Here is a 19,139-nt window from a genome sequence, read left to right on the forward strand (position 1 = left end):
TCGGGGCCGTCGCCGGTGGGGGCGGTGAAGTAGTAGCGCTGGGTGTTTTCCGGGCCGACGAGCACTTTGATGTCGGTGCGGGCGGCGGCGGTGGTGTCGAACATGACCTGCACCGAGGCGGCGTCGGTGGGGATGGTAGACGAAAACCCGGAAACGGGCACAAAAAAGCGGCCGGACCTGCGATAACAGGCCCGACCGCATCCGCTCAACGAATTTCGCGTTTTGTGCAGATTTCAGGAAAGCACGATGAAACTTTCTGCTCGATCAGCGGACATGAAGGGCGCGAGTCGCGCGTCGACAGTTCGCGGCAGGGGTTGGAGCCTAACCCTTCCTGATGGTGACGAGGGCGCCATCGGGAGCGTAGTAGTTGTCGGCAAAGTCAATCTTTGTCGTGGTCGGTGCGATCACGGCGCAGTTGGCCAGGCGCGAGTCGCGCCCGAAGGTATTGCCGGTGATCGCCGCACCCTGGATGGGACCGTATGACTTCTCGGCAATGTTCACGGTGCAGGCCCCGCCATTGGCGAAGTTGTCCGCGAAGGTGAAGTCGGATACCTTTCCGCGGTCCTGGGTGATTTGCACGGCAGCGCTGTGCGAGTCGGTCAGGCGGTTGCCGGTGACCGTGATGTTATTGCCAGACTGAACCTGGATGGAGTCGTCGTGACTGGGCGAACCGCCCTGATTCGGGTCATTGCGGTAGTGCATGTGGTCGTGGATCCAGGAGTCCTGCAGGCTCACATTGCTTCCCGTGATGTGAATGCCATCAATGACGTTGTTGATGTTCAAGCGCGTTGCCGTGTAGTTATAGCCATAGATTCCATTGGCATCGGGCGATGCGGTGCTCGGGGAGAGCTCGGTGTCGGTCACGACGAGGTTTCTGAAGCCGCCGAGGTTGTTGATCAGGGCGCCCGGGCCGTTCATGGTGCGACCACGAATGATGGAATTCCTGATGGTGACGTTGGCCGCGCTGATCTTGACCAGGCCACGAATGTCAAGGCCGTCGAGAACTGTGCCGGCCGTCGTGACATTGATGTCGCCATGGTGAACGGTCAGTGTGGTTCCGGACGGAACACCCGTGTTGGAGGCACCAGGCATGCCACCCGGTGTCGGAGTCGGCTCGGGTGACGGTGTCGGAGCCGGTGTCGGAGTCGGAGTCGGAGTCGGAGTCGGTTCGGGTGACGGAGCCGGAGTCGGCTCGGGTGACGGAGCCGTAGTCGGCTCGGGTGACGGTGACGGTGCCGGAGTCGGCTCGGGACTGGGCTCCGTTGCGCCGCGTTCAAAACCGGCCAGTTCGAGGTTCAACCTGACGTCGGCGACGCTACTGGACAGAGTTACAGCGCCGTTTGTCTGCGTCGTCACGGGAATCGTGACGGTTTTGGTTCTACTGGTACCCACCGGCGCCGTGAACGAATACGTTTGGGTGTCCTCTGGGCCGACAGCAATTTTCACCTGACTTCTGGCCGTGACCCCGGACGTGAAGAACTTCACATCGACGGATTTCAGGCCGGAGGGCACTGTGCCCAGCTGAGCGGTGACGCTCCGGCCAGCCGGGATCTCGATCGAGGTGCTCGTCGTGTCGGCGCTGCCGCTTGCGCTCCCGGCAAAGGCCGGAACAGCGGTGAGGCCAGAAAGGGCGACGGTCGACACCGCGGCTGCGGCCAGAATGACCAATCGTGGGTTCCGGCGTGGGCGGACGTCGGTGACAGGCCGAGTGGTTGTGCTTGAGTTGTGTTTAGAGATGGACGTGCGGGTATTTCTCAATGCCATTAGTTAGTTACGTATATTCTTTGTCGCGCACAAGTCCGGGAACGTGCGGGTGATCAGCCGTAGAGGGCCTCAGTGTACTTTATGAGCATTGCCCACTTAGGGTGTGCATGCAAATCGAGTGGCCTCATCTTGGCTGGCGCGACGGGAGTTCGGCGCCCAAAAAAGCGGCCGGACCTGCGCTAACAGGACCGGCCGCTTGGAGTCTGCGAATTTAGCGTTTGCGCTTCTCGCGCACCCGCATGCTGAGGTTGATCGGGCTTCCCTCGAAGCCGTAGATCTCGCGCAGCCGACGCTGGATGTAGCGACGGTAGCCAGGGTCTAGGAAGCCGGTGGTGAACACGACGAAGGTCGGCGGGCGGCTGGACGCCTGAGTGCCGAACAGGATGCGCGGCTGCTTGCCGCTGCGCACGGGGTGCGGGTGGGCCGCGGCGAGCTCGGCCAGGAAGGCGTTGAACTTGCCGGTGGCGATGCGGGTGTCCCACGACTCGAGCGCGAGCTCGAGGGCCGGAACCAGTTTCTCCATGTGGCGACCGGTCTTGGCCGAGATGTTCACGCGCGGGGCCCAGGCCACGTGGGCCAGGTCCTGCTCGATCTCACGCTCAAGGTAGCGGCGACGGTCGTCGTCGATCTGGTCCCACTTGTTGAAGGCGAGCACAAGGGCGCGGCCCGACTCGATGACGAGGTCGATGACGCGGATGTCCTGCTCGCTGATGACCTCGGTCACGTCGAGCAGCACAACGGCGACCTCGGCCTTTTCGAGGGCGGCGCTGGTGCGCAGTGAGGCGTAGAAGTCAGCGCCCTGCGAGAGGTGCACACGACGGCGGATGCCGGCGGTGTCGACGAAACGCCAGACCTTGCCGCCGAGTTCGACCTGCTCGTCGACCGGGTCGCGGGTCGTGCCGGCGAGCTCGTTGACGACAACGCGCTCCTCCCCCACAACCTTGTTGAGCAGGCTGGACTTGCCCACGTTCGGGCGGCCGAGGATGGCGACGCGGCGCGGCCCGCCGACTTCCTGCTTGGCAACGTTGGAGATTTCGGGCAGCACGAGCAGGATCGCATCGAGCAGGTCGGCCACACCACGACCGTGCAGGGCGGAAACCGGCCACGGCTGGCCGAGGCCGAGCGACCACAGGCTGGCCGCTTCGGGCTCCTGGCGCACGTCGTCAACCTTGTTGGCGACCAGGAAGACAGGCTTGCCGCTCTTACGCAGCATGCGCACGACGGCCTCGTCGGTCGAGGTCGGGCCCACGTTGGAATCGACGACGAACATGACCAGGTCGGACAGATCGATGGCGATCTCGGCCTGGGCGGCGACGGAAGCGTCGATGCCCTTGGCGTCGGGTTCCCAGCCGCCGGTGTCGACGAGGCTGAACTTGCGTTCGTTCCAGTCGCCCTTGTAGGCGACGCGGTCGCGCGTCACACCGGGGGTGTCTTCGACGACGGCCTCACGGCGGCCGAGAATGCGGTTGACCAGCGCCGACTTACCGACGTTCGGGCGACCGACGATGGCGACCACCGGAACGGCGGGCAGGTACTGGATGGCGTCGGGGTCGTCGGTGACGGCCTGAAGTACGTCGAGGTCTTCCTCGTCGAGGTCGTAGTTGTCGAGGTCCGTGCGCAGCGCGGCGGAACGCCGGGTGGCCAATTCCTCATCGAGGTTGGCGAGTCGTTCCGCCAGCTCGGTATCGAGCGCTGAGCTCGTGTCGTCGTCGTATTCGTTACTCATTCAAAGCCCGCTTCGTGCATGTGTGGTAGACGTCGATGACCGCTTCAATGGTCTGCTCGAAGTCGAGATGGGTGGAGTCGACGGTTATCACACCGTCTGCAGCGCTCATGAAATCGACAACCTGTGAGTCAGCGCGATCGCGTGATCGCAGCTGTTCTGCCACGGTTTGGGCCGATTGGGTCGTTATTTCCGCAGAGCGTCTAGCCATTCTAGCCTCCTCGGAGGCCGTGAGTAGAATGCGCACCTCGGCCTCGGGGGCGACGATGGTCGTGATGTCGCGTCCTTCGACCACGACGCCGGGCCGATCCACGTTGGCGGCGAGGCTGCGGAACAGCTCGGTGAGCGCCTCACGCACCGCGGGAACGCGGGCTACAGCGCTAACCGCGGCACTGACTTCCGGTGAGCGGATGGCGTCGGTCACGTCGGTCTGCCCCACCGTGACGTAATATTCGTCCGGATCGGTACCGATTGAATAGTCGAAGTCTTTGAGCAGCGCGGTGACGGCATCCGCTTGGGTCTTATCGGTGTTGCGGTCAAGCGCCAGCCAGGCCAGCGCACGGTAGGCGGCGCCGGTGTCGAGGTAGGCGAAACCGAGGCGACGTGCGGCGGCACGGCTCACGCTCGACTTGCCGCTGCCGGCCGGCCCATCGATGGCGACGAGGGTGGGGAGGGTATGACGGGCCATGAAAGTCAACCAGCAATCCGCCAGCCGCGGGCGGCCAGCTCTTCGGTGAGGCGAATGACGGCCTCGGGTAATACGGAGATTTCGGCGAGACCGATCTGGGCACCCGGCGAGTGTTCCAAGCGTAAGTCTTCAAGGTTGACGCCGAGCTCACCGATGTCGTTGAGCAGCCGGGCGATCTGGCCGGGCTGGTCGTTGACCATGACGACCATCGACGAGAACCGACGGTCCTGGCCGTGTTTGCCGGGCAGGCGGGCCACTCCCGCGTTGCCGCCGGCGAGTTCCTCGGCGACCTTGCGTTGCGAACCCTGCGCGGCCGGATCTTCGAGGGCCTCGATGAACCGGTCGAGGTCGTCGCGGTAGGCCAGGAGCACGTCGCGCACCGGGCCGGCGTTGGCGCCGAGAATCTGCACCCATAGGTCGGGGTCGCTCGCCGCGACGCGGGTCACGTCGCGAAGGCCCTGGCCGGCCAGGTTGAGGGAGGAGTGTGCGGCCCCGGTGAGGCGGCGGGCCATCAGCGTGGAGATGACCTGCGGCACGTGCGAGACCAGGGCAACGCCGAGGTCGTGCTCTTCCGGCGTCATCTCGACCAGGATGGCGCCGAGGTCGAGAATGAGGTCGTCGATCGCGCCCGCCTGCTGGTAGCTGATCGCGTCGTGCGCGGCGACCACCCAGGGGCGGCCGATGAACAGGTCGGCGCGGCCGGACAGCGGTCCGCCCTTCTCCCGACCGGCAAGCGGATGCGACCCGATGTAGCGACTGATATCGGCTCCGCGCTCGCGCAGCTCGGCGAGCGGGGCCAGCTTGACGCTCGCGACATCAGTCACGATCGCTCCCGGGTACGCCTCGAGTTCGCGGGCGACGATCTCTGCGGTCACGTCGGGCGGCACGCAGACCACGATCAGCTGCGGCAGGTCGCCGTCTTTCGCGGCGCGGCCGGCACCATAGTCGATCGCGATGCGCAGGTTGGTCGGTGACGCGTCGGCGAGGATCGTCTCAATCTTGCGGTTGCGCAGACCGAGGCCGATGCTGGTTCCGAGCAGGCCGACGCCGACGATACGCACCGGGCCGACGAGGCGGCTTTCCCCCATATGCGTCAGTCCTCAGTTAGCTTCGGGACGCGCGCTCGGCGCTTGGCGGGAGACGGTGAGCAGCTGGCCGAGTTCTTCACGGGTGAGTTCGCGCACGGCGCCCTGCTGCAGGGTTCCGAGATTCAGGGGCCCGAATTGGCGGCGCACCAGGTCGACCACGGGGTGACCGACGGCGTCGAGCATCCGTCGCACGATGCGGTTGCGGCCCGAGTGCAGGGTGAGCTCGACCATGCTGTAGCCGCCGCCGGGAGGGCTCGTGAGGATGCGTGCCTTGTCGGCGTGAATGGGGCCGTCGTCGAGTTCGATGCCGCTCTGCAGCGCTCCGATAGTCTGCGGCGAGACGCGGCCCTCGACCTTGGCGATGTAGGTCTTCGAGACGCCGAAGGAGGGGTGGGCGAGAACGTGGGCGAGGTCACCGTCGTTCGTTAGAATCAGCAGGCCGCTGGTCTGGGCGTCGAGACGGCCCACATTGAAGAGGCGTTCGTCGAACTGGTCGGTGAATTCGCGAAGGTCGGGGCGTCCGCTCTCGTCCTGCATCGAGGAAACCACGCCGACCGGCTTGTTGAGCATGAGGTAGCGGCGGGTGGTGTCGAGCTGAACGGCCACGTTGTCGACGGCAACCTGGTCGCTTTCGGGGTGTACCCGGCGGCCGAGCTCGGTGACGACCTTGCCGTTCACCCGCACTCGGCCGGAGGTGATGAGGTCTTCGGAGACCCGGCGGCTGGCTACGCCGGCTGAGGCGAGCACCTTCTGCAGGCGCACGCCGTCCGCTGCGGCCTCCGGGTTGAAGTTGGGGTCGCGTGGCGCCTGGTCCTGGGGGGTGTTGTCGGTCAAAGTAGATCCTCGAATCCGTCGGTGCCGCCGTCGAGCAACGGCGAAAGGTGGGGTAACTCGTCGAGCGAGTTGATTCCGAGCTGGGTGAGCAGCAAGTCTGTGGTGGCGTAGTTGATCGCGCCGGTTTCGCTGTCGGTGAAGGCCTCGGTGACGAGACCGCGACCGAGCAGGGTGCGCACGACGGAGTCGACGTTGACGGCGCGAATGCTGGCGACCTGGCCGCGGCTGATCGGCTGTTTGTAGGCGATCACGGCGAGGGTTTCCAGGGCCGCCTGGCTGAGCCGACTGGGATTCTGGGTGAGTACTAATTCGGTCACGAGCTCATCGTGCGTTGCTCGCACGTAGATGCGCCAGCCGCCGGCGACCTCGCGCAGTTCGAAGCCGCGCCGCACAGCTTTCGTACCGTCGGGGCTGCTGAGCCCGTCGAAATCGGCGACGAGACGTGCAACAGATGCCGCCACCTCCGCGACCGGCCGTCCAACGGCGGTCGCGAGGTGCACGAGGCCCTGCGGCTCGTCGGCGACCATGAACACGGCTTCGAGCTGTCGGTCGAGGACTTCCTGCGAAACGGATGCTGCGGCATTCGTTTGCGGGGTGCGGGACCGCGTGCCGGTGGTCGGGTTTTCCGTAAGTCGAAAATCAGTTGTCATAGTCGGCCCCTAACGATGCCAGGTTCTCGTCGGACCACTCGCGCCCGGTGAGGGACTCGGCGTTCCAGCGCAGGGTGAGCTCGCCGAGGGGCTCAATCTGGTCGAAGGAGAGCGCTCCATGGCGGTAAAGCTCGAGCACGGCGAGAAAGCGGGCAATGATGACGCCCTTCAGGTCGGCGCCGGCGATGAGCTGCCGGAACGAGATCGGCTCCCCCGGCTGCAGCATGGCGACGACGTAGGCGGCCTGCTCGCGGATGCTGACCAGCGGCGCGTGCAGATGGTCGACGCCCACAACGGGCAGCTCGCGCGGTGCGAGGGCCATGGCAGCCAGGGCGGCGAAATCGGCGAGCGAAAGCGTCCAGACCAGCTCGGGGGTCTTCTGACGGTACTTCTCCTCGAGCCGCACCGACCGCACGTGCCGGCGAGTCTCCACGTCGAGCTGGCCGGTGAACCAGCCGGCGGCTTCCTTGAAGGCACGGTATTGCAGCAGGCGGGCGAACAACACGTCGCGGGCTTCGAGCAGGGCAACATCTTCGGCGTCGACGAGTTCACCCTGCGGCAGCAGTCCGGCCACCTTGAGGTCGAGCAGTGTGGCGGCGACGACGAGAAACTCGGTGGCCTGGTCGAGTTCTTCGGCAGCGTCGAGGCCGCGCAGGTAGGAGATGAACTCGTCGGTGACCTGGCTGAGCGAGACCTCGGTGATGTCGAGTTCGTGCCGGGTGATCAGTTTCAACAGCAGGTCGAACGGGCCCTCGAAGTTGCCAAGGGCGACCGAAAACGCGGGCTTCTCGGCCGCGCTAGGCGACTGCGCCACGGTGGATCAGTTCGCGGGCCACCTGCAGGTAGGCCTTGGCGGCCGCGTGCTCGGGCGCGAAGTCGGTGATGGGTACCCCGGCGACGCTCGCATCGGGAAATTTCACGGTGCGGCCGATGACGGTTTCGAGCACGCTGTGGCCGAAGGCGTCGACGACGCGCTCGAGCACCTCCCGGGAGTGCAGGGTGCGGGAGTCGTACATGGTGGCGAGAATACCGTCGAGTTCGATGGCCGGGTTGAGTCGGTCGCGCACCTTGTCGATGGTTTCGATGAGCAGGGCGACGCCGCGCAGGGCGAAGAATTCGCACTCGAGCGGAATCAGCACGCCGTGGCTCGCGGTGAGCGCGTTCACGGTGAGGATGCCAAGCGAGGGCTGGCAGTCAATCAGGATGACGTCGTAGTCGGCGGAGACCTTGCGCAGCACGCGGGCCAGAATCTGCTCGCGGGCGACCTCGTTGACCAGGTGCACCTCGGCGGCGGACAGGTCGATGTTGGCCGGGATGACGTCGAGTCCCTCGACCGAGGTCGGCTGGATCGCGTCTTTCGGGTCGACCTTGCCGTTCAGCAGCAGATCGTAAATGGTGGTGACGTCGTGGGTCGGCACGCCGAGGCCGGCCGAGAGGGCACCCTGCGGGTCGAAGTCGACGGCGAGCACGCGGCGGCCGTAGCTGGCCAGGGCGGCACCGAGGTTGATGGTCGTCGTGGTCTTGCCGACGCCACCCTTCTGGTTGCAGAGGGAGATGATGCGGGCCGGACCGTGGCTTTTCAGTGGCTCCGGCTCGGCGAACTCGTGTTTTTCGCGTCCGGTCGGACCAACCGGCATGTCGTCGAAACCGGGTAGCGAAATTCGCTCGCTCAACTTACGCGTCACTGGCCCGTCCTTGATTTGTCCTGCACCCATCACTTGGTCGATTGTAGCGAGTGGAATGGCCCGTCGCCGCAAGGATCGCCGCTGTGCCCCCTGATCAGCGAGCTCGGGGGTGGGCGGTGGTGTACATGTCGCGCAGGGTGTCCACCGTCACGAGCGTGTAGATCTGGGTCGTGGCGACCGAGGAGTGGCCGAGGAGTTCCTGCACCACCCGCACGTCAGCGCCGCCGGCGAGCAGGTGTGTCGCAAAGGAGTGGCGCAGGGTGTGCGGTGAGACGGGCACGGTGAGCCCGGCACGCTCGGCGGCAGCACGAATGATCAGCCAGGCGTTCTGCCGGCTCACGCGTTGCCCGCGCAGCCCGAGGAACAGGGCCGGCGTCGAGCGTCCGCGGGCGGACAGCATCGGCCGGGCTCGCACCAGGTAGTCGGAGACTGCGGCGCGCGCGAAACTGCCGACCGGCACGATGCGCTGTTTGTCGCCCTTGCCGGTGAGGCGCACCGAGTCGAACTCCTCCACGAGCACGTCGTCGACGTTGAGGTCGACGACCTCGCTCACCCGGGCGCCGGTGGCGTAGAGCAGTTCGAGCAGGGCCTTGTCGCGCAGTCGCTGCACATCGTCACCGTCGGTGGCCGCGAGCAGCGCCGTCACCTGGTCGATCGAGATCGCCTTGGGCAGGCGCAGGGCTAGTTTGGGGGGTTTGGTGTCGTGCGCAACGTCCGTTTCAACGAGGCCCTCACCCTGCAGAAACCGGTGGAATCCGCGCACGGTCGAGAGAACGCGGGCGATGGAAGCCGCCGTCAGCGGCGATTCCGGGCGAAGTCCGAGGTACTGCACGAAGGCCGAGATGTGCTGCCGGGTGACGTCGCGCAGGTCGGTGATCGGCCGCGGCGGACCCTCAGCCGAATCTGCCCCGAGCCAGGCCGTGTACAGCCCGAGATCACGGCGGTACGCGGCGACGGTGTTCGCGGCGAGACCACGCTCGACCGCCACGTGCCGCAGATACCCATCTACCGCCGTGGCGATCGACATGTTCAGGCGGTGGTGTGACTGCTGGGCGAATGCAGGCTGAGCGGATGCCGCGGCCACGGCAGGTCAGCCGCCGCAAGCGTGCTCCACCCGCGTGAACGGGCCGCCTGGGCGGCCAGAACGGCCACGATCAGGATCGGGTTGGAGATGCGCCGCGCCAGCACGGCGTCGACGCACTCGTCGAGCGGAACCCAGCACAGTTCGATATCGGCTTCCTCGTCGGTGCGCGCGAAAGCCGGAAGCGATGACACCCCGCGGGCGAGGTACACCCGAATGGCTTCGTTGCTACCGCCGGGCGAGGTGTAGAACTCGGTGAGCAGCGCCCAGTCGGAGGCGACGACATCCGCTTCTTCAGCCAGCTCGCGCTTCGCGCCGACGACGGCGTTCTCGCCACTCACGTCGAGGAGTCCGGCCGGCAGTTCCCAGCCGCGCAGGCCGGTCGGGTGCCGGTACTGCTTGATCAGCAGCACCCGGTCCTGCTCGTCGAGGGCGAGTACGGCGACCGCGCCGGGGTGGTCGAGGTACTCACGGGTGATGCTTGCGCCGTTGTAGTCGAAGCTGTCGCGGCGCACGTTCCAGATGGCGCCGTCATAGACGATGTCGCTCGCGGTCACGGCGACCGGAGCTACGTCATCCTGAAGGTCAGGCACTGAGTTCTTCTTTCACCTCGAACAAGCGGCTGGCCTGCTGGCGGTCGAGTGCGGCCTTGATCAGGCCGCGAAACAGCGGATGCGCATGGTTCGGCCGTGACCGTAGCTCCGGGTGGGCCTGCGTACCGACGTAGAACGGGTGTTCTTCGCGCTTGAGCTCGACGTATTCGACCAGGTGCCGGTCGGGGCTGGTTCCGGAGAACCACAGGCCGGCCAGGGCGATCTGGTCGCGGAAGGCGTTGTTGACCTCGTAGCGGTGACGGTGACGTTCGGATGCTTCGTTCGCGCCGTACAGTTCGGCGACGAGGGACCCCTCGGCGAGGGTGGCCGGGTAGAGGCCGAGGCGCATGGTGCCGCCGAGGTCGCCGCCGGCGATGATCTCGACCTGCTCTTCCATGGTCGCGATGACCGGAAACTCCGTTTCCGGGTCGAACTCGCTCGAGGATGCCCCGGGCAGGTTGGCCTTGTTGCGGGCGTATTCGATGACCATGCACTGCAGGCCGAGGCACAGTCCGAGCACGGGAATTCCGTTTTCGCGGGCGAATTTAAGGGCGCCGAGCTTGCCCTCGATGCCGCGGATTCCGAAGCCACCCGGCACGCAGATGCCGTCGAGTTCGCCGAGCAAGCGGGCAGCTCCCTCGTCGGTTTCGCAATCGTCGGAGCCGATCCAGACGATCTTGACCTTGGCCTGGTTGGCGAATCCGCCAGCTCGCAGCGCCTCGGTAACCGAGAGGTAGGCATCCGGAAGGTCGATGTATTTGCCGACCAGACCGATCGTGACCTCGTGGTTGGGGTGGCGTACGGCTTCGAGCAGGTTTTCCCAGCCGGACCAGTCGACGACGTCCGCCACGAGGCCGAGGGCGTTGACGATGTACTTGTCGAGACCCTGGTCGTGCAGCATGGTCGGGATTTCATAAATCGACGCAACGTCGACGGCATTGACGACGGCGTCTTCGTCGACGTCGCACATGAGTGCGATCTTGCGCTTGTTCGACTCGGAGACCGGGCGGTCGCTGCGCAGTACGAGGGCGTCGGGCTGAATACCGATCGAGCGGAGCGTCGCGACGGAGTGCTGAGTGGGCTTGGTCTTCTGCTCGCCGGCCGCGCCGAGGAACGGCACGAGCGAAACGTGCACGAAGAAGACGTTGCCGCGGCCGAGTTCGTGGCGCACTTGGCGGGCGGCCTCGAGGAACGGCTGGCTTTCGATGTCGCCGACGGTGCCGCCGACCTCGGTGATGATCACGTCGGGGCGCACATCGTCACTGGCCTGCAGGCGCATGCGACGCTTGATCTCGTCGGTGATGTGCGGGATGACCTGCACGGTGTCGCCGAGATATTCGCCGCGGCGTTCTTTGGCGATGACCTGGGAGTAGATCTGCCCGGTAGTCACGTTGGCCGATTGACCGAGGTTGATGTCGAGAAAACGTTCGTAGTGGCCGATGTCGAGATCGGTCTCTGCCCCGTCGTCGGTCACGAAGACCTCGCCGTGCTGGAACGGGTTCATCGTTCCCGGGTCGACGTTGAGATAGGGGTCGAGCTTCTGCATGACGACCCGCAGGCCGCGCGCGGTGAGAAGGTTTCCGAGGCTGGCCGCCGTCAAGCCCTTACCGAGCGAGGAGACCACACCCCCGGTCACGAAGATGTGCTTGGTCGTGCCGTCTGATCTGTCCGTAAGTATATTTTCCACCACGGGCTTCAATGCTATCACCTGAATTTCGCCGATCATTTTGGCTTCGCGAGGTCGAGCAATTCGCGGGCATGTTCGAGACCACTCTTGGAGTCGGGCAGCCCCGAAAGCAGGCGCGCCATTTCGGCGGCCCGGTCGTCGCCACTCAGCTGGCGCACGCTCGAGGCTGTGACGGATCCGTCGCTGTCCTTGACCACACTGAGATGGTTACCAGCGAACGCGGCCACCTGGGCGAGGTGGGTGACCACGATCACCTGGGCGGTTTCGGCCAGTCGGGCTAGTCGGCGTCCAATTTCAATGGCTGCGGCCCCGCCCACGCCGGCATCGATCTCGTCAAAGACGAAGGTGGGCACCGGGTCGGTCGCGTTGATGACGACCTCGATGGCGAGCATGACCCGAGACAATTCGCCACCGGATGCCCCGCGCGCCAACGCCCGGGGTTCGGCGCCCGCGTGCGGCTGCAGCAGCAGGCGTACGAGATCGCTGCCGGTGACCGTGAACTCGGGGCCGGGTTCCACCTCCGCGAGCAGCACGGCGTCCGGCATCGCCAGCGCGCCGAGTTCCGTGGTCACCCGGGCGCCGAGCTGCACGGCTGCCGCCAGGCGCAACGCGGTGAGGGCGGCGGCGAGATCGGTGACCAGCGTGTGGTCGGCATCCGCTTCGGCGCTGAGCTGGTCGATTCTCTCGGAGTCGGAGTCCAGCTCGAGCAGCCGGGTGCTGCCGGTGTCCAGAAATTCGATGGCTTCCTCGAGACCGCCGGGGTACTTGCGGGCGAGGATTCCCAGTTCGGCGCGGCGTTCCTGCACGATTTCCAGTTCGCGGGCACCGTCGGCGTCGAGGCCGTCCAGATAGCTGGCCAGTTCGGCGGCGATGTCGGCGACGACGAAACCGACGTTGGCAATCGCCGCGACCAACGACGGCAGGGCGACGTCGTGCGGCGCGACCCGGTCGAGGGCGCGTCTGGCTGCTTCGAGCAGGGCCACGACGTCGGGCAGGTCGTCGGGGTTGTCTTCGGCGGAGATGAGTTGACGGGCCTGCTCGCCGGCCAGGCGCAGCTCTTCGAGATTGCCGAGGCGTTCAGCACGTTCGGCCAGCTCGGCGTCCTCGCCCCGCTGCGGGGCGACCGTTTCGATCTCGGCCAGTGCAGCGCGCAGGTCGTCGGCCTCGCGAGCACGCAGGTCGCGCTCCGTGACCAGCCGGTCGAGATCCTGTTGGTTGGCCTGCCAGCGGTGGAAGGCGTGCTGGTAGTCGCCGAGAACGGCGGCGAGATCGGGCCCGGCGAAGCGGTCGAGGGCGTCGCGCTGGGCGGCGGCGGAGCGCAGGCGCACCTGATCGCTCTGGCCGTGCACCACGACGAGGTCGTTGCGCAGGTCACCGAGTACGCTCGCCGGGGCGCCACGGCCGCCGACCATCGCACGACTGCGCCCTTCGCTCGAGACCGAACGTCCGAGGATGAGTTCCGGCCCGTCGAGGTCTCCCCCGGCGTCGCGCACCCGGTCGGCCACGGCGCTGGCCGGGTCGATGACCCAGCGGCCCTGCACGAAACTTTGGGGCTGGCCCTGCCGAACGGTGCCGGCATCCGCTCGATCGCCGAGCAGCAGCCCGAGGGCGGTGACCACCATGGTCTTGCCGGCGCCGGTTTCACCGGTGACGGCGGTGAAACCGGGGCCGAGCGGCAGCGTGGCCTCGGCGATGACGCCGAGGTCGCGGATGAACAGCTCGTCGATCACTCGCGGCCGACCGGGCCGCGCCAGCCGGTGACCGGCAGGTTGAACTTATTGACCAGGCGGTCCGTGAATGGGCCGATGTGCAGGCGGGCCAGGCGCACCGGAACGCTGGAGCGCCGCACGATCACGCGGGCGCCGGTCGGGAGGTCCTGGGTGCGGCGTCCGTCGGCGCACAGCACCGCGCGGGCGCCGGTGCGGGAGAGCACTTCCACGGCGAGTGACGACTCCGGGCCGACCACAAGCGGTCGCGCGAACAGGGCATGGGCGCTGAGCGGAACCAAGAGCAGCGCTTCGACGCCGGGCCAGACGATCGGGCCGCCGGCCGAGAACGAGTAGGCGGTCGAGCCGGTCGGGGTCGACAGCACGACGCCGTCGCAGCCGAACGACGACAGCGGGCGACCGTCAACCTCGACGACGACCTCGATCATGCGTTCACGGCTGGCTTTTTCGACGGTGACCTCGTTGAGCGCCCAGGTTTCATAGACGACCTCGTCGGCCACCTTGACCCGCACCGAGAGGGCGAGGCGTTCTTCGACCTCGTAGTCGCCCTTGAGGGCACGCCGCACTGCCTCACCGAGGTCGTCACGCTCGCTCTCGGCGAGAAAACCCACGTGGCCAAGGTTGATTCCGAGCAGCGGGGCCGAGCAGCCGCGCACGAGTTCGGCCGAACGCAGGATGGTGCCGTCGCCGCCGAGCACGATCACCAGCTCAAGTTCGGCCGTTGACACCGTGTCGCCGAGGATGGCGATGTGGCCGTCCAGTTCGGGCGATGAAGCGAGCAGGTCGGCCCGCTCATCGAACGCGAGCACGGGCACGGCACCGGCAGCGATGAGCTGCTCGCACACCGTCGCGGCGGCCTCGAGCGAGTCGGCCCGGCCGGTGTGCGCCACGATCAGAAAGTACCGCGGGGTGTCGCTCAATTCGTCACGCTCCCACCACGGAATCGACCCGGTCCATCCATTCTGTCGGATTTGTGCCGGCGGTGGCGCTCATCCAGCATAGGTACTCGTGATTTCCGGCCGCCCCAATGATGGGTGACGCGATGACGCCGCAGGTTTTCAGGCCCAGGTCCCAGCCGGCCCAGAGTACGCCGGCCACCGAGTCGCTGCGCAGGCCCTTGTCGTGCACGATGCCCTCACGGATGCCGCCGCGCCCCACCTCGAACTGTGGTTTGATCAACAGCACGAAGTCGGCGCCGGGTGCGGCTGTGGCCACGAGGGCCGGCAACACGGTGGTGAGCGAGATGAACGACAGGTCGGCCACGACGAGGTCTGGGCGGGTCGCGATTCCGGACGCCCCGGCGAGCGTTTCCGGGGTCGCATAGCGGATGTTGTACCCCTCGACCAGCAACAGCCGCGCCTCGGACTTCAGTTGCGCTGCCAGCTGGCCGTGGCCGACATCAGCCGCGATGACCTGCGCTGCGCCACGCTCGAGCAGCACCTGGCTGAACCCGCCGGTGCTGGCGCCGGCATCGAGAGCCGTGCGTCCGGTGACGTCGAGGTTGAAGGCGTCGAGCGCGGCGTTGAGCTTGTGGGCTCCACGGCTGACATAGTGGTCGGTCGCGGCCACCTCGAGAACGGCGTCCGCCTCTACTCTGGTGCTGGCCTTCACGACCGGCACTCCGTTGACCGTGACGAGGCCGTCGGCGATGAGTTTGGCAGCGACCGTTCGTGACCGAACCAGGCCACGATCGGCGAGGGCGGAGTCGAGGCGGGAGGCGGGCATCCGTTCTGGCGGGCCGTCAAGGGGGTCGGTATCGGTCGGGTCAGTGTCGTTCATGTGCTCGGGCATAAATGGGTCTGTTTCATGGTTTCGGCGGAAATTCGGCACGGAGGCGTCGGTCACGCCTCGCCCGCCTGTTCGGTGTCGGCGTTCTCGAGTTGTTCGCGCAGCTGCTCGTGCAGCCGCCCGAACGCCTCAGCGCGCGCTTCGAGCGGCTGGGTCTCGATGTCGGCGAGGTGCCCGGCGAGATCGACTGATTCTGGTTCGGGGTTCACAGCTCTAGGCTACTGCTCGAGATACAGTCGCTCCGGAACGTTGAGGCCGTAAATCGCCCGCCCGGATTGGTAGATTGCGGCGCAGGCGGCGCGCAGCAGGTTCACCCCGCCGTCGCCGGCCTTGAGAATCTGTACGTCATTGCCATGCACCCGCACGCTCGCCCCGTTCACCGTCGCGGTCGAACCGTCCTTGGAGAACGCCGTCTCCGGGTACGGCTCGTGCAGTTGCTGCAGGTTTTCGATGATGAACGCCGGCCGTGACTTTTGGTCGGCGGCGAGGGCTTGTTTGGCCCGGTCGATGCCGGTGAGCACGAGTACGGCGGGAATTCCGGCCCGGTTGGCACCGAGAATGTCGGTGTCGAGCCGGTCGCCGATGAACAGCGCGTTCTGCGCGTTGAACCGCCGAGTCGCCTCCAGAAAGATGGCCGCTTCGGGTTTGCCTGCCACGAGCGGCAGCCGGCCCACTGCCGTGTGCACGGCGGAAACAAGCGTTCCGTTGCCCGGAGCAATGCCGCGGGCCACCGGAATGGTCCAGTCGGTGTTGGTCGCGATCCACGGAATTCCGGTGCCCACGCCGTCGGCATTCAAGGCGAACGCCGCTTCGGCCAGGTGCACCCAACCGACGTCGGGTGAGAAACCCTGGATGACGGCGGCCGGTTTATCGTCGGCCGAGCGCGTCACGACGAAACCGCCCTTGACCACCTCATCGACCAGGCCGTCGCCACCCACCACGAGGATGCGCGAGCCGGGTGCGACCTGTTCAGCAAGAAGCCGCACGGCAGCCTGCGGAGAGGTGACGACATCCGCTGCGGCCACGCTCAGCCCGAGCTGAGTGAGGTGGTCGGCAACCGATTGGTCGGTACGCGACGCGTTGTTGGTGATGTAGCCAACGCGCATCGTCTCGGCGGCGCGATTCAGGCTCTCGACGGCGAACGGAATCGCCGCCGGTCCCGCATAAACCACACCGTCAAGATCGGCCAGCAGCACGTCAACGCCATCGAGCGGCGTCGCCGACTCAGGCTTTCGGCGATGCAGCATCCGGCTCCGTCTCTTCATCCTGCGACACGGATACCGCGGCCTCGTCCTCGGCGTTCGCCTGGTCGTCCGCGGCCTCGTTTACTGCCTCGTCGACCTCGGCGGTATCAGCCCCTTCGGTCACGATGTCGTCGGCGTCGACAATTTCAGCGGCAGGCGCAAGGTCAACGGCACCAGCCGGAACATCGCCGAGGCCGGCCGCGGCAACTGCGCGAGCAGCCTCGCCGGCGTCGACCGATTCGTCGTCATCGTCATAATCGTCGCCAGCGTCAGCCGCTTCGGCGGCGAGAGCGTCATCGTCGTCCTCTTCCATCTCTTCGATTTCGATGGTTTCGTCATCGTCACCGGAGGCTCCAAGCGCGGCATCAGCGCGAGATGCCCGTTCGAGCCACTCGTCGGCTTCGTCCTCGCGGCCGAGTTCGGTCAGAACCTCTGCGTAGGCGGCGAACAGTTCGGGGCTGTAGGAAAAGGCCGTGTTGGGGTTGAGCTGGGGAATTTCGAGCTCAACGAGCGCGGCATCCGTTTCACCGAGGTCGAGGCGTGCCCCCGACATGGCGATGGCCAGACCAACCTGTACGGACGGCGACAGCGTACTGCGGTCAACCGAGCGACCAAGCTCGAGGGCTCGGTCGGGACGGCCAACGCCACGTTCGCTGTCGACCATGAGGGGCAGCTGGTCGTTCGAGCCGGAAATGCGGCGGTAGGTGCGCAGTTCGCGCAGGGCCAGGGCGAAGTCGCCGGTGGCATACGCGGTGATCGCGAGGCTCTCCCGCACAACTCCAATGCGGCCGGCCCGGCGGGCGGCGCTCATAACGTGCTGGTGGGCGAGCTGCGGGTTCTCGTCGATGACGCGGGCCGCCATCGCGAGGTGGCGGCCGACGGTCTCGGCGTTCTCCTTGGTCAGGGTCTTCAGCTCGTTGCGCGCAATGCGGTCGAGGTCGTTGGCCGTGATGTCGTCCGGAAGCTCAGGGTCGTCGTGGCGAGGACGCACCGAACGCAGCTCGCGCTGCATGCGCTGCTCTTCGGTCATCTCCTCTTCGACGACGCGGGCGTCACGGTCGTTACGGGCCGGGGCGCCGTCACGGGTCCACAATTTCTTGCCGGCGTCGACGCGTGGGGCACCGGCCCGGTTTGGTGAACCGCCGCGCTGGGTCCACGGCTTGCTGTCGTTGTCGCCGCGCGGACGGTCGTTGCTGGGCCGATCGCTGCGCGGCCGGTCGCTGCTGGGCCCATCGTTACGCTCGGGCCGTACGCCGTCCTTGGCCCACGGCTTGCGGTCCCCGCTCTGCGCCGGACGGTCAGAGTTACCGCGATACGGAGGACGCTCGCCCTGAGACGGACGATCCGAGTTACCCCGGTACGGAGGCCGCTCGCCTTGCGCCGGACGATCAGAATTACCCCGGTACGGAGCACGGTCGCTGCCGCCGGAGGCTCGGTCAGAGTTGCCCCGGTACGGCGCGCGTTCGCCTTGCGCCGGACGATCAGAATTACCCCGATACGGGGCGCGGTCATTGCCGCCGGAAGGGCGGTCCGAGTTGCCACGGTACGGAGGACGCTCGCCCTGCGAGGGGCGGTCAGAATTGCCCCGATACGGGGCGCGGTCATTGCCACCGGAGGGGCGGTCAGAATTGCCACGATACGGAGGACGCTCGCCCTGCGGAGAGCTGTCCGCGTTACCCCGGTAAGCCGCCCGGTCGTTGCCGCCGGTAGGGCGATCCGAGTTACCCCGATACGGAGGACGCTCGCCCTGAGCCGGACGATCAGAATTACCACGGTACGGAGGACGCTCGCCCTGCGACGGACGGTCAGAGTTACCCCGGTAAGGCGCCCGGTCGTTACCGCCGGAAGGACGGTCAGAATTACCACGATACGGAGGACGCTCGCCCTGCGACGGACGGTCAGAATTCCCGCGGTACGGAGCGCGCTCGCCCTGAGCCGGACGATCCGAATTGCCACGGTACGGAGCCCGGTCATTGCCGCCATAAGCGGGCCGATCGGAGTTGCCGCGATACGGAGGCCGTTCGCCACCTTGTTGCGGGCGGTCCGAGTTGCCGCGGTACGGCGGCTTGGCACCATCACGGCCGCCGGAAGGTCGCCCGTTCGAGGGGCGGCCGCTCTGGTTCGAACGACGGTCATCCTGACCGTTGTTACGGGAATCGCCGTCGCGGGGTCCTGAAGGGCTCACTTGTATCTCCTGTGTAATTAGTCCGGCATTTCGACAGACCTACTTAGCCTAATCCCTAGCGCAAATTCGCGCTGAGAACCCGCTAGATACCCGTACAGATGGTTCACCAACCAGAAACTCGCTCTTACCGCCGTTGAAGCACATCGCAGCAGGCGAAGCGTTCAGGTTGGGGGGGGGTGTCGGGATATTCGCGCAGGTGCCGAGTTATGGCCCTTTTCCGGGAGGCATCCGCACGTTCTTCGCGGGTGTCTCCCGGGAAAGGGTCATTGTTTGACCTGAGGAGCGAGTGTCCCGTCGCTCCGCAGGCGTAAGGCCAGGGTCTTGAGCACGCGACTGAACGCGGTCGGAGGAGAGCGGGTTAACGACAACAGGGCCACCCGTGGGTGGCCGTTAACGCAGGAA

At 66.4% G+C, this 19,139-nt stretch carries 17 protein-coding genes; all 17 read right to left on the reverse strand.

Annotated elements, in window-relative coordinates:
• Nucleotides 1–321 precede the first annotated feature (321 nt).
• The 17 genes from QMF22_RS16890 to QMF22_RS16970 all read right to left on the reverse strand — a co-directional run bounded on the left by QMF22_RS16890 (nt 322) and on the right by QMF22_RS16970 (nt 17,645).
• A complete protein-coding gene (locus QMF22_RS16890; protein WP_283455791.1) occupies nt 322–1,668 on the reverse strand; it encodes a right-handed parallel beta-helix repeat-containing protein in 1,347 nt (448 codons plus the stop codon).
• Nucleotides 1,669–1,975: 307 nt separating this feature from the next.
• Complete coding sequence (der, locus tag QMF22_RS16895; RefSeq protein WP_283455793.1) at nt 1,976–3,490, reverse strand: ribosome biogenesis GTPase Der; 1,515 nt, start codon at nt 3,488–3,490, stop codon at nt 1,976–1,978.
• Nucleotides 3,483–4,175 (reverse strand): (d)CMP kinase, encoded by a 693-nt coding sequence (gene cmk, locus QMF22_RS16900; protein WP_283455795.1) that lies wholly within the window; start codon nt 4,173–4,175, stop codon nt 3,483–3,485. The genes der and cmk overlap by 8 nt, the downstream gene beginning before the upstream one ends.
• Nucleotides 4,176–4,180: 5 nt before the next feature.
• On the reverse strand, nt 4,181–5,263 hold the full coding sequence (locus tag QMF22_RS16905) for a prephenate dehydrogenase (protein ID WP_283455798.1): 1,083 nt from the start codon (nt 5,261–5,263) through the stop codon (nt 4,181–4,183).
• 12 nt (nt 5,264–5,275) lie between these two features.
• Nucleotides 5,276–6,025 carry a pseudouridine synthase gene (locus tag QMF22_RS16910; protein ID WP_283455820.1) on the reverse strand — a complete coding sequence of 250 codons (750 nt, stop codon included), beginning with the start codon at nt 6,023–6,025 and terminating at the stop codon, nt 5,276–5,278.
• Between the two features lie 68 nt (nt 6,026–6,093).
• Nucleotides 6,094–6,747: an SMC-Scp complex subunit ScpB gene (gene scpB, locus QMF22_RS16915; RefSeq protein WP_283455800.1), complete on the reverse strand. Its 654-nt coding sequence runs from the start codon at nt 6,745–6,747 to the stop codon at nt 6,094–6,096.
• Entirely contained in the window at nt 6,737–7,561 is an 825-nt protein-coding gene (locus QMF22_RS16920; RefSeq protein WP_283455802.1) for a segregation and condensation protein A, read from the reverse strand. Before QMF22_RS16920 ends, scpB begins: the two co-directional genes overlap by 11 nt.
• On the reverse strand, nt 7,545–8,384 hold the full coding sequence (locus tag QMF22_RS16925) for a ParA family protein (protein WP_283455822.1): 840 nt from the start codon (nt 8,382–8,384) through the stop codon (nt 7,545–7,547). The genes QMF22_RS16920 and QMF22_RS16925 overlap by 17 nt, the downstream gene beginning before the upstream one ends.
• Before the next feature lie 142 nt (nt 8,385–8,526).
• Nucleotides 8,527–9,459 carry a site-specific tyrosine recombinase XerD gene (gene xerD / locus QMF22_RS16930; RefSeq protein WP_283455805.1) on the reverse strand — a complete coding sequence of 311 codons (933 nt, stop codon included), beginning with the start codon at nt 9,457–9,459 and terminating at the stop codon, nt 8,527–8,529.
• Between the two features lie 2 nt (nt 9,460–9,461).
• On the reverse strand, nt 9,462–10,106 hold the full coding sequence (locus tag QMF22_RS16935; protein WP_283455807.1) for an NUDIX domain-containing protein: 645 nt from the start codon (nt 10,104–10,106) through the stop codon (nt 9,462–9,464).
• Nucleotides 10,099–11,832, reverse strand: coding sequence for a CTP synthase (gene pyrG / locus QMF22_RS16940; RefSeq protein ID WP_502846976.1), 1,734 nt, complete (start codon nt 11,830–11,832; stop codon nt 10,099–10,101). Before pyrG ends, QMF22_RS16935 begins: the two co-directional genes overlap by 8 nt.
• Nucleotides 11,829–13,523 (reverse strand): DNA repair protein RecN, encoded by a 1,695-nt coding sequence (gene recN, locus QMF22_RS16945; protein ID WP_283455812.1) that lies wholly within the window; start codon nt 13,521–13,523, stop codon nt 11,829–11,831. Before recN ends, pyrG begins: the two co-directional genes overlap by 4 nt.
• Complete coding sequence (locus tag QMF22_RS16950) at nt 13,520–14,440, reverse strand: NAD kinase (protein WP_283455813.1); 921 nt, start codon at nt 14,438–14,440, stop codon at nt 13,520–13,522. The genes recN and QMF22_RS16950 overlap by 4 nt, the downstream gene beginning before the upstream one ends.
• A gap of 4 nt (nt 14,441–14,444) precedes the next feature.
• Nucleotides 14,445–15,245 (reverse strand): TlyA family RNA methyltransferase, encoded by an 801-nt coding sequence (locus QMF22_RS16955; protein ID WP_283455825.1) that lies wholly within the window; start codon nt 15,243–15,245, stop codon nt 14,445–14,447.
• 116 nt (nt 15,246–15,361) lie between these two features.
• Nucleotides 15,362–15,517 carry a hypothetical protein gene (locus tag QMF22_RS16960; RefSeq protein ID WP_283455815.1) on the reverse strand — a complete coding sequence of 52 codons (156 nt, stop codon included), beginning with the start codon at nt 15,515–15,517 and terminating at the stop codon, nt 15,362–15,364.
• Between the two features lie 9 nt (nt 15,518–15,526).
• Complete coding sequence (locus tag QMF22_RS16965) at nt 15,527–16,555, reverse strand: HAD-IIA family hydrolase (RefSeq protein WP_283455818.1); 1,029 nt, start codon at nt 16,553–16,555, stop codon at nt 15,527–15,529.
• Nucleotides 16,533–17,645 carry a hypothetical protein gene (locus QMF22_RS16970; RefSeq protein WP_349357111.1) on the reverse strand — a complete coding sequence of 371 codons (1,113 nt, stop codon included), beginning with the start codon at nt 17,643–17,645 and terminating at the stop codon, nt 16,533–16,535. The genes QMF22_RS16965 and QMF22_RS16970 overlap by 23 nt, the downstream gene beginning before the upstream one ends.
• Nucleotides 17,646–19,139 lie beyond the last annotated feature (1,494 nt).

Source organism: Cryobacterium sp. PH31-L1 (genome assembly GCF_030063145.1).
GTDB lineage: Bacteria > Actinomycetota > Actinomycetes > Actinomycetales > Microbacteriaceae > Cryobacterium.

Excerpts from the sequence above, each read along its gene's own strand:
- der (WP_283455793.1), bottom strand. The coding sequence starts at position 3,490 with ATGAGTAACGAATACGACGACGACACGAGCTCAGCGCTCGATACCGAG.
- cmk (WP_283455795.1), bottom strand. The coding sequence starts at position 4,175 with ATGGCCCGTCATACCCTCCCCACCCTCGTCGCCATCGATGGGCCGGCC.
- QMF22_RS16905 (WP_283455798.1), bottom strand. The coding sequence starts at position 5,263 with ATGGGGGAAAGCCGCCTCGTCGGCCCGGTGCGTATCGTCGGCGTCGGC.
- scpB (WP_283455800.1), bottom strand. The coding sequence starts at position 6,747 with ATGACAACTGATTTTCGACTTACGGAAAACCCGACCACCGGCACGCGG.
- QMF22_RS16925 (WP_283455822.1), bottom strand. The coding sequence starts at position 8,384 with ATGCCGGTTGGTCCGACCGGACGCGAAAAACACGAGTTCGCCGAGCCG.
- xerD (WP_283455805.1), bottom strand. The coding sequence starts at position 9,459 with ATGTCGATCGCCACGGCGGTAGATGGGTATCTGCGGCACGTGGCGGTC.
- pyrG (WP_502846976.1), bottom strand. The coding sequence starts at position 11,832 with ATGATCGGCGAAATTCAGGTGATAGCATTGAAGCCCGTGGTGGAAAAT.
- QMF22_RS16955 (WP_283455825.1), bottom strand. The coding sequence starts at position 15,245 with ATGCCCGCCTCCCGCCTCGACTCCGCCCTCGCCGATCGTGGCCTGGTT.
- QMF22_RS16965 (WP_283455818.1), bottom strand. The coding sequence starts at position 16,555 with ATGCTGCATCGCCGAAAGCCTGAGTCGGCGACGCCGCTCGATGGCGTT.